Below are 12,782 nucleotides of genomic sequence, written 5' to 3' on the forward strand. Positions count from 1 at the left end.
CATTGGCCTTGCGCGCGCAATCATGCCTGTGACGCGGCAAAATGCCGTTTTGCACCTGCGTCTGCGCCGTGTTTGAATTGACGCACCCCGGCGCGGCGCGCTAATGACGTGCGCAACTAAGTTGTCCCACCGGGGCACGAAGCGAAGGATATTTGGATGCCCGAGACTGCACGCGAGACGATGGAATACGATGTGGTGATCGTCGGCGCAGGCCCTGCCGGTCTATCCGCTGCAATCCGGCTCAAGCAACTGGACGCCGATCTTCAGGTCGTTGTGCTGGAAAAAGGTAGCGAAGTGGGCGCGCATATCCTGTCGGGCGCAGTTCTGGACCCTATGGGCCTGAACCGTCTTATCCCCGACTGGAAGGCCAAGGGCGCGCCAATCACCGTGCCGGTGACTGACGACAAGTTCTATCTGCTGGGCGAAGGCGGGCAGGTCAGAATTCCGAACTTTCCTATGCCAAAGCTGATGAGCAATCACGGCAACTATATCGTCTCGATGGGCAACGTCTGTCGCTGGATGGCCGAGCAGGCCGAGGAACTGGGCGTCGAAGTCTTTCCCGGCATGGCCTGTTCAGAGCTGGTCTATAGCGCGGATGGCGGCATCAAGGGCGTTGTCGCGGGCGAGTTTGGCCGCAATCCGGACGGCACAGAAGGGCCGAACTACGAGCCGGGGATGGAACTGCACGGCAAATACGTTTTTCTCGGGGAGGGCGTGCGCGGGTCGCTGGCCAAAGAGGTCATGCAAAAGTTTGACCTATCCGCTGGCCATGAGCCGCAGAAATTCGGCCTAGGCATGAAGGAAATCTGGGAGATTGACCCAGAAAAGCATAAACCCGGCAGCGTGACGCACACGATGGGCTGGCCTCTGGGTAAAAATGCGGGCGGCGGATCATTCATCTATCACCTTGATAACAATCAGGTCTATGTCGGCTTTGTGGTTCATCTGAACTACAAAAATCCCTACCTCTATCCCTACATGGAATTCCAACGGTTCAAGCATCATCCGATGGTCGCCGAACTGCTAAAGGGCGGCAAGCGCGTGGCGTACGGCGCCCGCGCAATCAGCGAGGGCGGCTATCAATCGATGCCCAAGATGGTCGCGCCCGGTGTCGCGCTGCTAGGATGCTCAGTCGGGATGGTCAACGTGCCCCGCATTAAAGGCAACCATAACGCAATGCTGTCGGGTATAGCCGCCGCCGAGGCCGCGCATGCCGCCATTTCCGCAGGTCGCAGCGGCGACGAACTGCCGGACTATGAGGCTGCTGTGCGAACTGGCGACATCGGCAAGGATCTGAAAAAAGTCCGCAACGTCAAGCCGCTGTGGTCCAAGCATGGCCTGACCGCGTCGCTGGTTTTGGGCGGTATGGATATGTGGACCAACAGCTTCGGCTTCTCCCTGCTAGGCACGCTAAAGCATGGCAAGACCGACGCCGAGGCGACCGAGCTGGCAGAAAAGCACAAGAAACTCGAATACCCCAAGCCCGATGGCAAGCTGAGCTTTGACCGGCTGACGAATGTCAGTTTCTCGATGACCAATCACGAGGAGAACCAGCCCGCGCATCTAAAGCTGAAGGATCCCAGCATACCGGTGGACGTGAACCTGCCTAAATACGCCGGCCCTTCGGCGCGGTATTGCCCGGCAGGCGTTTACGAGTTTATCGAGGAGGACGGCAAGCCGCCGCGCTTCCAGATCAATTTCCAGAACTGCGTGCATTGCAAGACCTGCGACATCAAAGACCCGTCGCAAAATATCAACTGGACGACGCCGCAGGGCGGCGACGGGCCGAACTATCCCAACATGTAGCCGCATCCTGCACACGGGAACGTCATTGGCGGGCCGGCGCTTAGGCGCCGGCCCGCATTGCCCTTGGTCCCTTGCCGCATTACGTTGCGGAGGATGAGGCACAAGATATCAAAGCAGGGGCCGCCGCGCGTGACATTTAGATTTCTGACCATTTTGGCCCTAACGGCCCCCACATACTTTGCCACCCCTGCCCCCGCGCAGGAGGCGGCAGGCGCTTATCTGGCCACGCGGCAGGCGCGATACGACAGCGACTACGCTGCCGCTGCCAAATACGCGATTGAGGCGCTGCGCGTTGATGCTGGCAACCCCCTGCTGATGGAGAGCGCGGTTGGCGCGCTTCTGGCGACTGGCGAGGTGGACCGCGCCCTACCGATCGCCCGCCGCATGGACGAAGCAGATATTCGCAGCCAAGTGGCTCAGATGGTTCTGGTAGGCGATGACGTGATGCAGGCCGACTATGACGCCGTCCTCGCGCGGATCGAGGCCGAGCATGGCGTCGGGCCGCTCGCCGATGGCCTGATCGGCGCATGGGCCACGCTGGGCAAGGGCGACATGGCCGCCGCGCTAAAGCGCTTTGACGCTATCGCAGCCGAGCCGGGATTGCGCGGTCTCGCCATCTATCACAAGGCGCTCGCGCTGGCCTCGGTCGGCGATTTTGAGAGCGCGGACAAGATTTATTCAGGCGACACCGACGGCCCGATGCAGACGACACGCCGCAGCGTCATTGCCTGGATCGAAGTGCTCAGCCAGCTAGAGCGCAGCGAAGACGCACTGAAGGTGCTGGACGACACGTTCGGCACCGACCCCGATCCGCAAATCGTGGACTTGCGCGCACGGCTGGTAGCTGGCGACGCGCTGGAGCTGGGCCGGATCGAGACGCCGCGCCAAGGCATAGGCGAGGTGTTTTTGTCGCTGGGCATGGCCCTGTTGCAAGATACCAGTGCCGATTATGTGCTGCTTTATAGCCGGATGGCTGAATTTCTGGATAAAACAGACGTTGATGCCCAGATAATGACTGGCGAATTGCTGGAGCAGCTTGGGCGTTATGAGCTGGCCGATCAGGCTTATTCGCGCGTACCGCAGGACGCCCCTGCCTATTATACCGCCGAGTTGGGCCGCGCCGAAGCGCTGCGCAGCTCTGGCAATCTGGAGGGCGCAATTGAGGTGGTTGCGAAGCTACGCGAGACGCACCCCGGCGTCGCGCTGGTCCACGCGTCTGCCGGCGATCTCTATCGCCAGAACGAGGAGTTCGCCAAGGCCGTCATCGCCTATGACGCAGCCCTCGCCATCTACCAAGAGCGGGGCGGAGACGAGCCGTGGTTCGTCTATTACTCGCGCGCGATTAGTCACGAACGCTTGGGCCAATGGCCCGAAGCCGAGGCCGACTTTCGCCGCGCGCTTGAGCTAAACCCAGATGAGCCCATGGTGTTAAATTACTTGGGGTATTCTCTGGTCGAACAACATGAGAAACTTGACGAGGCGCTGGAGATGATCGAACGCGCCGTCGAGGCCGAGCCAAACAGCGGCGCGATCGTTGACAGCCTTGGCTGGGCGCAATTTCGCCTCGGGCGCTACCAAGAGGCGGTCGTGACGCTGGAGCGCGCAGCAGAGCTTTATGCCGTTGATCCGGTCGTAAACGATCACTTGGGCGACGCAATGTGGGCCGTGGGCCGCACCACAGAGGCGCGCTTTCAATGGCGCCGCGCGCTATCGCTGATTGATCCCGAAAAACCGACGCCTGACGTTGACCCGGATCGTATCCGCCAAAAGCTGGAATTAGGGCTGGCGAAGGTGCTGGAGAGCGAAGGCGCAGAGCCACTGAAAGTGAGTAAAGATGAAGGATGAACACACTCTACCCGGCCATGACGATGACACAGCAGAGGTATTTGCGCCCGCCAAGGTCAATCTGACCCTGCACGTCACCGGCCAGCGCGAGGATGGCTATCACCAGATCGACTCGCTTGTGATGTTCGCAGACATCGGTGACAGCCTGACCGTGCGCCGCGCGGATCGCACGGTGCTGGAACTGACCGGGCCCATGGCCGACAAAACCCCGCCGGGCGACGACAATCTGGTCATCCGCGCCGCGAAACTGATGGGTGTGACCGCGCATATCACGCTAGATAAACGGCTGCCGATTGCAGCAGGCATCGGTGGCGGCTCCTCCGACGCGGCGGCGACCTTGCGCGCGTTGTCCAAGCTGACGGGCAAGCCAATTCCCGATGACGTGCTGCCCCTTGGCGCCGACGCGCGGGTCTGCTGCGCAGCGGATCTAGGCGCCGCGCGTATGACGGGCATCGGCGATCATGTCATCGCGGCTCCGGGTTTGCCGCAGTTGCATGCTGTTCTGGTCAATCCGAACCTGCCGGTTAGTACCTCAGAAGTGTTCCGGCATTTGGCCAAGCGTGACAACCCACCGATGCCCGAGACGCTGCCCACAGGCTGCGACGCATCCGAGTTGATCGCGTGGCTGCAAGAGCAGCGCAACGATCTGCACACGCCTGCCATGGCGTCAGAGCCTGCGATCAAGCAAATTTTTAAGACGCTTGAGGTCACGCCGGGTTGCCTGCTTACGCGCATGTCCGGTTCGGGCGGGACGTGCTTTGGCCTCTATGCTGACGCTGAAACAGCTGCATCTGCGGCGGGCCGGCTGCAAGAAAGCCATCCCGGCTGGTGGGTCGCAGCGGCGTGCCTCAACACCGCTTAGGCGCGGTTCTCAGGCGACCCGCGATATGACGTAGTCGGCCAGCTCCGCGAAAGTGGCGCGCACCGGATGATCTGGCAGCGCGTCCAGTGACCTGATCGCCTTTGTGGCCCATTCCCGCGCATCACTGCGGGCTGCATCCAGCGCGCCGTGAGACTGCATCAGCGCAATCGCGCGGTCCAGATCGCCATCCTTCTGATCGCCCTGCTCAATAGTCCGGCGCCAGAAATCGTGATCAGCGGCGCCCCCAACGGCAATTGCCTTGATAATCGGCAGCGTCAACTTGCGCTCGCGAAAATCGTCGCCGACATTTTTTCCCGTCGCCGCTGCATCGCCTTGAAAGTCCAGCAAATCGTCGGCGATCTGAAACGCGATACCCAGCGCATCCCCATAAGCGTGCAGCGCGAGCACCTGATGCTCCGGCGCGCCCGCTATCACCCCGCCCACTTCTGTTGCCGCCGCGAATAGCGCCGCCGTCTTACCCCGCACCACCTGAAGATAGGTATCCTCGGTCGTGGCCAGATCACGCGCAGCGGTCAATTGTAGCACCTCGCCCTCGGCGATGGTTGCCGACGCATTGGCAAGGATATCCAGCACGCGCAGACTGCCCGTCTCAACCATCAACTGAAAAGAACGGGAAAATAGGTAATCACCAACCAGAATGCTGGATTTATTGTCCCATAGCAGATTTGCCGTCGCACGGCCCCGGCGTTGGCTGCTTTCATCAACGACATCATCATGCAGCAGCGTTGCGGTGTGGATGAATTCGACCGTGGCAGCCAGCTTTTCGTCATCGACGCCGCGGTAGCCGCATAAATCCGCCGCTGCCAGCGTTAGCATCGGGCGTAACCGCTTGCCCCCTGCACCGACCAGATGCGCGGTGACTTCGGGTATACGCGGCGCATGACGCGATTCCATGCGCGTCCGGATCAGATCGCCCACGGCGACTAATTTGGCCTCGAAACGGGCGGTCAGCCGATCAAGCGGCTTGCTCATACTTTGGTCCACACCAACCCCATTTACCTGCGCGCCGCTCGACAACGGCGTCCTGCGCGCCTAGATCAGACATATGAAACAGCTGATGCGCACCAATAACATGGCAACAATCGCCTTCGCTCAGGCCCTGCTTCAGGGCGAGGGTATAGACTGCTTCGAAATGGACGTAAACATGAGCGTTCTTGAGGGCGGCATCGGCATTTTCCCGCGCCGCCTGTTGGTGCATCAGGACGACTGGGACGAAGCCGCGCGTGCCCTTCGTGACAACGGTATTGAGGTCAATGAGGGCGCATAAGGCGCTTTGTTGCGCGGTCGTTATAAATCTTTGCATATTTCCGCCGCTATGCTGCGCCTGCGGCGTGACAGACTGATAATTATGTGCTGCAATCCCTATGTTAGTTTTACACGCCAACAAAAGGAGCGCTTCATGAGTCTGGGTTCGCATATCGAGGAACTGAAGAAGAAACATCAGGATCTGTCGACCAAGGTAGATCGGGCACAACGTGCGCCCGGCGTTAGCACACTTGATGTTGCGGAAATGAAAAAGCAAAAATTGCGCCTGAAAGAGGAAATTGCCCGCCTCACCGGTGTCTAACAGAGGTTTTTCCAGAATTGCAAAGGGCCGGTGCAACACGCACCGACCCTTTTTCTTTGGCGCCTAGAGTATATCAGACGAAGAATTGCCCGCCATTCGCCGAGATCGTTGATCCGTTGACAAAACCCGACCCATCAGCGGCCAGGAACGAGACGCAGCGCGCGATCTCCTCTGGCTCGCCTAGGCGGCCTGCGGGAATCTGGCCGATGATCGACTCGCGCACTTTTTCCGGCACTGCCATCACCATTTCGGTCGCGATATACCCGGGGCACACGGCGTTCGCTGTAATCCCAGCGCGCGCGCCCTCTTGCGCCAACGACTTGACGATACCCAGATCGCCAGCCTTAGTCGCAGCATAGTTTACCTGCGCGAACTGGCCCTTCTGTCCGTTGATCGAACTGATCACGATCACGCGGCCAAACTTGCGCTCGCGCATGCCTGGCCAGACAGGATGGACGGTGTTGAAAACGCCGGTCAGATTGGTGTCGACGACCTGATGCCATTGCTCGGGCGTCATTTTGTGAAAAGGCGCGTCGCGGGTGATGCCAGCATTGGCGACCACTATGTCGATCGGACCCAGATCGGCCTCGACGCGGGCGATGCCTGCGGCACTTTCATCATAGTCAGCAACGTTCCACTTGTAGGTGGCAATGCCTGTCTCATCTGTAAATTTCTTGGCTGCTTCGTCGTTGCCCGCATAGGTGGCTGCGACATTGCAGCCATCCTCCTTAAGCTGTTTTGAAATTGCTGCGCCGATACCGCGCGTGCCACCGGTCACGAGTGCCGTTCTTGCCATGGTGAAAAGTCCTTCCCTAAGTTCCGATCTGCAATCTGGGTGTAATACCAGTAAGTCCGTTAGCTAAGAGAGTGTCAATGCGCAATAATATTGCGCAGCGGATTCCCCACAAGACAGTATAACAGGCAGCGGTTTCAAGCTGAAGGCCCACGAAAAAGGGCGCCTCGTAAGGCGCCCTTTACTACTTTTCTCATTAGATCGCGCGTTAGTCCCGCTCGACGCAAAGGGCGACGCCCATGCCGCCACCAATGCACAAGGTCGCGAGGCCCTTTTTGGCGCCACGGCGTTTCATTTCGAAGAGCAGCGTGTTCAGGACGCGGCAGCCGGAGGCCCCAATGGGGTGGCCGATCGCAATGGCGCCGCCGTTAACGTTGACGATGGCGGGGTCCCAACCCATTTCCTTGTTAACCGCGCAGGCTTGTGCTGCAAACGCTTCGTTTGCTTCAATAAGGTCTAGATCATCGACGGTCCAACCCGCCTTTTCCAGTGCCTTACGGCTAGCGTAGATTGGTCCGACGCCCATGATTGATGGATCAAGGCCAGCGGTTGCGTAGCCCGCGATGCGCGCAAGCGGCTCGATCCCGCGCTTTTCTGCGTCAGCCGCGCTCATCAAGAGGGTCGCAGCGGCGCCGTCGTTGATACCGCTGGCATTCGCTGCCGTCACACTACCGTCCTTGGCAAAGGCCGGGCGCATCTTTTGCATGGCCTCGATCACCGCGCCGTGGCGGATGTACTCGTCCTTGTCGACGATTGTCTCGCTCTTGCGGGACTTGACAGTAAAGGGGATGATTTCGTCATCAAACCTGCCCGCCTTTTGTGCCGCCTCGGCCTTGTTCTGGCTGGCAAGGGCGAACTCGTCCTGCATCTCTCGCGTGATGCTCCACTGCTCTGCGACGTTTTCAGCGGTTTGGCCCATGTGATAGCCGTTGAACGCGTCCCACAGACCGTCGCGAATCATCGTGTCGATCATCGTGAGGTCGCCCATCTTTTGACCTGCGCGCAGATTGGCGGCATGGGGGCTGAGTGTCATGTTTTCCTGACCGCCCGCACAGATGATGGACGCGTCGCCCAGCATGATGTGCTGCGCACCCAGTGCAACGGCCCGCAAGCCAGAGCCGCAGACCTGATTGAGGCTCCATGCGGCGCTTTCCTTGGGAAGACCTGCATTAATATGCGCCTGGCGCGCCGGGTTCTGGCCCTGCGCGGCGGTCAGGACCTGTCCTAGGATCGTCTCGGACACTTCGCCCTTGTCGATGCCAGCGCGTTCGACGACGGCCTCCAGCACTGCGGCGCCCAAATCATGCGCAGGGGTGTTGGCAAACACCCCGTTAAAAGAGCCGACAGCTGTGCGCGCGGCAGATGCGATAACGACTTTGGTCATAGGATTTCCTCCACCAGGATCATGGTGGGCAGACCGAGATAGGGCCGCCCCTAGCAGATTTCATATCCCATGTGCCGCACTGCGACAACCGGCGCGATAGTGCGCCACAGGCGCTGTTAGGCCGACGCGCGGCGCGAATCTGCGTTTAGCCAGTCAGGCTTGACCGTGGGGGCACCATAAAAATAGCCTTGCAGGCAATCGATGCCGATGGCGGTGAGGTAGGCCGCATCATCCGCACGCTCGACACTTTCGGCGACTGTGACCATATCAAACTGGCGGCCGATGGTGGCCAGCGCAGTCGTCAACACCTGATTGTCAGCATCCTGCGCAATGCCGCGAATGAACTGGCCGTCGATTTTGAGAATATCGAAGTAGAAATCCTTGAGATATCTGAGCGAGGTGAAGCCCGCCCCAAAATCATCAAGGGCAAAGCTAACACCGCGGCTGGATACCTCAGACATAAAGCCAGTCACCAGTTCAGGCACCAGCATTGCCGAGCTTTCAGTAATCTCTAGTATCAGGCGCTCGCCCACCGTCGGATCGGCGTTCAGCCCTTGTTTGAGCGTGCGGAGCCACCGACTATAGCCGATGGAGCGGGCCGACATATTGATCGACAGGCGCAATTCACTATGCCTCGCTAGGGTGCGCAGCCCCTTCTCTAGCGCGAGGCAATCGACGACGCGTCCTGTCTCGGTCGTCTCAATAGCGTCAATAAATTCCTTGGCCGGTATTATGCGGCCCGTCTCATCCAACACCCGGATTAAGCCCTCGTAAAAGGCGACGTGTTTTGAGTGTCCGGCAGGCACGACGGGTTGATAGGCCAGCATGATCTGTTTGTGCCGTACGGCATCCTCGACCATCGTGATGGTTGACTGTTCCCGTGTGGAAATGGCGTACGATAATGGGTCGTGATGGCCAGCAGGCACGTCAGCCCACTTACCTCTGCGATGATCCGGCATAGCTCGCTCCGATTTAAGTCTGCCCAAATTGCGCCCTATGGCCTAAGGAAGGTTTAAGACCGAAAATTAGATACCAAGGATTGCGCATATGTGTGAGCGGTGCGCCTGGGCCGGGCCCGAGCAGATTTATATAGACTATCACGACTCGGAATGGGGCGTGCCTGAATGGGACAGTCGCGCCCTGTGGGAGAAGCTGATCCTAGACGGATTTCAGGCTGGCCTCAGCTGGATTACCATATTGAAAAGGCGAGATAATTTTCGCGCCGCTTTCGCCGGGTTTGACCCGGACATCATCGCTGAGTGGGGCGAGGATGACGTGAATCGCCTGCTGGCGGATCCCGGCATTATTCGCCACCGGGGCAAGATCGAGGCGACGATCGCAGGCGCCCGTGCGTGGCGCCGGATCGAGGACGATATGGGGTTCGATACGTTTTTATGGAATTATGTGGACGGCGCCCCTCTGCAAAACCAGTTTGCCACTCAGACGGACGTGCCACCCCATACCGCCCTCTCGGCGAAGGTCTCAAAGGACCTCAAGCAACGCGGCTTCAAGTTTTGCGGTCCGACCATCGTCTATGCATTTATGGAGGCGTGCGGGCTGGTCAACGATCACGTCATCACATGCCCGCGCCACAAAGTCGTAGCTGCCTTGGCGACGCAACCCAGCCGCGCCTGAGTCCCCCCCTGAGAAAGATAAAACCGACGACCCAACAGTGACACATTCTTGCCACATTGGCCGGTCTTGTGGGCACGCCGCGACTAGCCCCTAGATATGGACGCGGTATCCCGCCGGGCATCATAAATTCCATTGAATTGAAGGCTTTATTCAAAACAGATCATGTGTTACGTTAAAACTAATAATTAAAGTCAGTCGAGCAAATCGGCGGCGTGAGGCAGTAAAAAAGAGTAGTTCCATGAAAACTCGGAACAGACAGCCGATTCGGTTGGGCCTGTGGGCGTTCGCAGCGCTCTGGATGCTAATCGTAGTCCCGCTTAGTGCGGCGGCTGCGCCTTATGCGGCGATGGTGGTTGACGCCAGATCGGGCAAGGTGCTTCATTCCGAGAATGCGGATGCGCGCCTGCACCCCGCCTCCCTGACTAAGATGATGACACTCTACATCGCGTTCGAGGCGATCGAGCATGGCGAGATCGGTTTAGACGACGAGGTCGTCATTTCGCGCAATGCCGCGAACGAGCCGCCCAGCAAATTGGGGCTGAAGTCGGGCCAACGTATCAAGCTGCGCTATCTGATCCGCGCCGCCGCCGTGAAATCGGCCAACGATGCCGCTACTGCCATCGGTGAGGCGCTGGAGGGTAGCGAGGCAGCGTTTGCCCGCAGGATGAACCGCACTGCGCAGGCATTGGGCATGTCGCGTACCACTTTCAAGAATGCGCATGGACTGACCGAAGAGGGCCACTTGTCGACCGCAAGCGATATGACGCAGTTGGGTCGCCACCTGTTCTATGACTTTCCTGAATACTATAACCTCTTTTCGCGCATTACCGCCGATGCGGGCGTGCGCAAGGTCTATCACACGAATCGCAAGCTGCTGCGTGCCTACAAGGGCGCCGACGGCATCAAAACGGGCTACACTCGCGCGGCCGGCTTTAATCTGGTCGCCAGCGCCGAGCATGGCGGCGAGCGCGTAATCGCCACGGTATTTGGCGGCCGGTCGACCGCAACGCGCAATGCGCGGGTAGCCGAATTGCTGGATCTGGGCTTCAAAAAAGCGCCAACGCGCGTTGCGGTCAATAGACCGTCCAAGCCGCGCTACGCCGGACCCGGCGGCACCCGAGTGGTGACCTCTGGCGACGTCGAAGAGCAAGGGGTGGCCGGCAAAACCGTTCGCCTAGCCACTGCCGCCGCCGTCAAAAGCAGCCTGCGTCCTCAGTCGCGCCCCCTGCCCGCCCAGCCGGTCCTGATTGCAGCAAGCGGCGATATAGAAAAGGCGCTACTTGCCGCGCAGCAGGCCGATGTGGCTGCAGCGCCCATGCCAGACGCCGTCCAGGTTGCCGCACCGACCGCAGTCATAGCAGCAGAAGCCGAACCTGATATCCCTCGCCCAGTGCGCCGCCCTGAGGGCCTTACCCTCGCCAGCCTTCAGGTTGAGACGGACAGCCCTGAGCAGGAAGTCATCACGCGCCTTTCCACCTCGGGTGGACGCAACTGGGGCGTCAACGTGGGCCGCTACCCCAGCGAATATGCCGCGCGCAAGACGTTGTTACAAACAGCGCTGAGCGAAATGAGCACGCTGGACGGATCTCTGCGCAAGGTCATCAAGCGCTCAAACGGGTTCGACGCCAATTTCATGGGGCTCACACGCGAGACGGCTGATCTGGCCTGCCGCCGCCTTCAGTCGCGCCAATTCACTTGCTTTATGATCGAACCGGGCTGATGCACGCAGCGATCTAAGCGCGCAGGGAAGCGCCTGTCTGTCCGCGCAACCAGCGCAGAAATGCCTTGGCCTGCGGGCGCATGACGCCCGGCCGCGTCACGATGAAATATCCCGTCTCGCCCGCATCGCAGAATAGGATGCGCAGCCGCCCTGCCGCTACATCTGCCTCGACCGAAGAGCTGGTCATGACGGCAATGCCATGCCCTGCACGCGCGCCGTCCAGCATCAGATTGCCCGGCACTTGCGTTACCGATGTACCGCGCGGCACGTCCAGCCCCGCGCGGAACATCCAATCCGACGTTGGGCTTTGGTCCAGCTCCATCAGCCACGGATATTCCAGCAGTTCATCGCGCGAGGTAAACTCGCGGTCGCCGACCAGTGAAGGCGCCGCCGTCACCACGATATCGGTCGGCACCAGCAGCTCGGCCTCCAGCCCGTCCCACGTGCCCAGACCAAAGCGGATGGCAACGTCCACGCCCCCTGCCACCGGATCAGCGCGCTGCGGCGAGGGGTGCACCATCAGGTCGATGCCGGGATGATGAAGTTGAAAATCACGCAGGCGCGGCATTAGCCACGCTGCGGCAAACTGCGGTGTCGTCGATATCTGTAAGGGCCGCTGCGCATCAGCGCCCGTCAATGCTGACACCCTTTGCGCGATCAGGCCAAAGCCCTCGTCCAGCGCCTCGGCAAGCTGCTGACCCTCGGGCGTCAGGGCAAGGCCCCTGCCCTCGCGCCGCACAAGGCCGAGGCCCATATGCGCCTCCAGCGCCTTGATCTGTTGGCTAATTGCGGCATGGCTAACGTTCAGCGCCGTCCCAGCCTCGCTGGCCGAACCTGTCTGCGCCAGCGCCGCAAAGGCGCGCAAAGCGGTGAGCGGAGGAAGCGTGCGCCAATCCATATGTTAGACTACCTTACATATCCGAATTCTTTCAGACTCGCAGTTTGGCACGCAAAGGCGCATCTGTATAGGACATCATCAGCCCAAGGGAGGAGAACACAATGCTAAATATATTTGCAAAATCTTTCATGACAGCCGCCCGCCAGCCCGAGGCAAAGGGCCATCAAGGTCGCCGCACCCGCTTTGACTCGCGCCGCGAGGCCGAAATCGAAGCGCACCTAACAGCGCGCCGTCGCGATTGAAACAAAATA

General features: G+C 59.9%; 13 protein-coding genes. 8 read left to right on the forward strand and 5 right to left on the reverse strand.

Annotation, left to right across the window (positions count from 1 at the left end; translation table 11 throughout):
• Nucleotides 1–156 precede the first annotated feature (156 nt).
• The 3 genes from MK6180000_RS11305 (at nt 157) to MK6180000_RS11315 (ending at nt 4,513) form a co-directional block, all read left to right on the forward strand.
• Entirely contained in the window at nt 157–1,806 is a 1,650-nt protein-coding gene (locus tag MK6180000_RS11305) for an electron transfer flavoprotein-ubiquinone oxidoreductase (RefSeq protein ID WP_138934830.1), read from the forward strand.
• Nucleotides 1,807–1,935: 129 nt separating this feature from the next.
• Nucleotides 1,936–3,651: a tetratricopeptide repeat protein gene (locus tag MK6180000_RS11310; protein ID WP_246040495.1), complete on the forward strand. Its 1,716-nt coding sequence runs from the start codon at nt 1,936–1,938 to the stop codon at nt 3,649–3,651.
• Nucleotides 3,641–4,513: a 4-(cytidine 5'-diphospho)-2-C-methyl-D-erythritol kinase gene (locus MK6180000_RS11315; protein WP_138934832.1), complete on the forward strand. Its 873-nt coding sequence runs from the start codon at nt 3,641–3,643 to the stop codon at nt 4,511–4,513. Before MK6180000_RS11310 ends, MK6180000_RS11315 begins: the two co-directional genes overlap by 11 nt.
• Nucleotides 4,514–4,522: 9 nt before the next feature.
• On the opposite strand, the gene MK6180000_RS11320 is transcribed toward MK6180000_RS11315, so the two are convergent.
• Nucleotides 4,523–5,506, reverse strand: coding sequence for a polyprenyl synthetase family protein (locus MK6180000_RS11320; protein ID WP_138934833.1), 984 nt, complete (start codon nt 5,504–5,506; stop codon nt 4,523–4,525).
• A gap of 73 nt (nt 5,507–5,579) precedes the next feature.
• Between MK6180000_RS11320 and MK6180000_RS11325 the strand changes: the two genes are divergently transcribed.
• Nucleotides 5,580–5,801: a putative signal transducing protein gene (locus tag MK6180000_RS11325; protein WP_138934834.1), complete on the forward strand. Its 222-nt coding sequence runs from the start codon at nt 5,580–5,582 to the stop codon at nt 5,799–5,801.
• A gap of 132 nt (nt 5,802–5,933) precedes the next feature.
• The gene (locus tag MK6180000_RS11330) at nt 5,934–6,101 is read left to right on the forward strand and encodes a YdcH family protein (protein WP_138934835.1); all 168 of its coding nucleotides are present in this window, start codon (nt 5,934–5,936) and stop codon (nt 6,099–6,101) included.
• A 73-nt stretch (nt 6,102–6,174) separates the two neighbouring features.
• On the opposite strand, the gene phbB is transcribed toward MK6180000_RS11330, so the two are convergent.
• From phbB to MK6180000_RS11345, 3 genes are all read right to left on the reverse strand, one after another.
• Entirely contained in the window at nt 6,175–6,897 is a 723-nt protein-coding gene (gene phbB / locus MK6180000_RS11335) for an acetoacetyl-CoA reductase (RefSeq protein ID WP_138934836.1), read from the reverse strand.
• A gap of 205 nt (nt 6,898–7,102) precedes the next feature.
• Nucleotides 7,103–8,278, reverse strand: coding sequence for an acetyl-CoA C-acetyltransferase (locus MK6180000_RS11340; protein WP_138934837.1), 1,176 nt, complete (start codon nt 8,276–8,278; stop codon nt 7,103–7,105).
• A 116-nt stretch (nt 8,279–8,394) separates the two neighbouring features.
• Nucleotides 8,395–9,237 (reverse strand): EAL domain-containing protein, encoded by an 843-nt coding sequence (locus MK6180000_RS11345; RefSeq protein WP_138934838.1) that lies wholly within the window; start codon nt 9,235–9,237, stop codon nt 8,395–8,397.
• A gap of 88 nt (nt 9,238–9,325) precedes the next feature.
• On the opposite strand from MK6180000_RS11345, the gene MK6180000_RS11350 reads away from it, so the two are divergent.
• Nucleotides 9,326–9,913, forward strand: a complete 588-nt coding sequence (locus MK6180000_RS11350) for a DNA-3-methyladenine glycosylase I (RefSeq protein ID WP_138934839.1) — start codon at nt 9,326–9,328, stop codon at nt 9,911–9,913.
• 238 nt (nt 9,914–10,151) lie between these two features.
• The gene (locus tag MK6180000_RS11355; RefSeq protein WP_138934840.1) at nt 10,152–11,633 is read left to right on the forward strand and encodes a D-alanyl-D-alanine carboxypeptidase family protein; all 1,482 of its coding nucleotides are present in this window, start codon (nt 10,152–10,154) and stop codon (nt 11,631–11,633) included.
• Between the two features lie 13 nt (nt 11,634–11,646).
• Here the strand turns inward: MK6180000_RS11355 and MK6180000_RS11360 are convergent, their stop codons facing one another.
• Nucleotides 11,647–12,531, reverse strand: a complete 885-nt coding sequence (locus MK6180000_RS11360) for a LysR family transcriptional regulator (protein WP_138934841.1) — start codon at nt 12,529–12,531, stop codon at nt 11,647–11,649.
• A 101-nt stretch (nt 12,532–12,632) separates the two neighbouring features.
• On the opposite strand from MK6180000_RS11360, the gene MK6180000_RS20330 reads away from it, so the two are divergent.
• Nucleotides 12,633–12,773 carry a hypothetical protein gene (locus MK6180000_RS20330; RefSeq protein ID WP_171054606.1) on the forward strand — a complete coding sequence of 47 codons (141 nt, stop codon included), beginning with the start codon at nt 12,633–12,635 and terminating at the stop codon, nt 12,771–12,773.
• The last annotated feature ends 9 nt before the right edge of the window (nt 12,774–12,782 follow it).

The organism is Roseovarius arcticus (assembly GCF_006125015.1).
Taxonomy (GTDB): Bacteria; Pseudomonadota; Alphaproteobacteria; order Rhodobacterales; family Rhodobacteraceae; genus Roseovarius; species Roseovarius arcticus.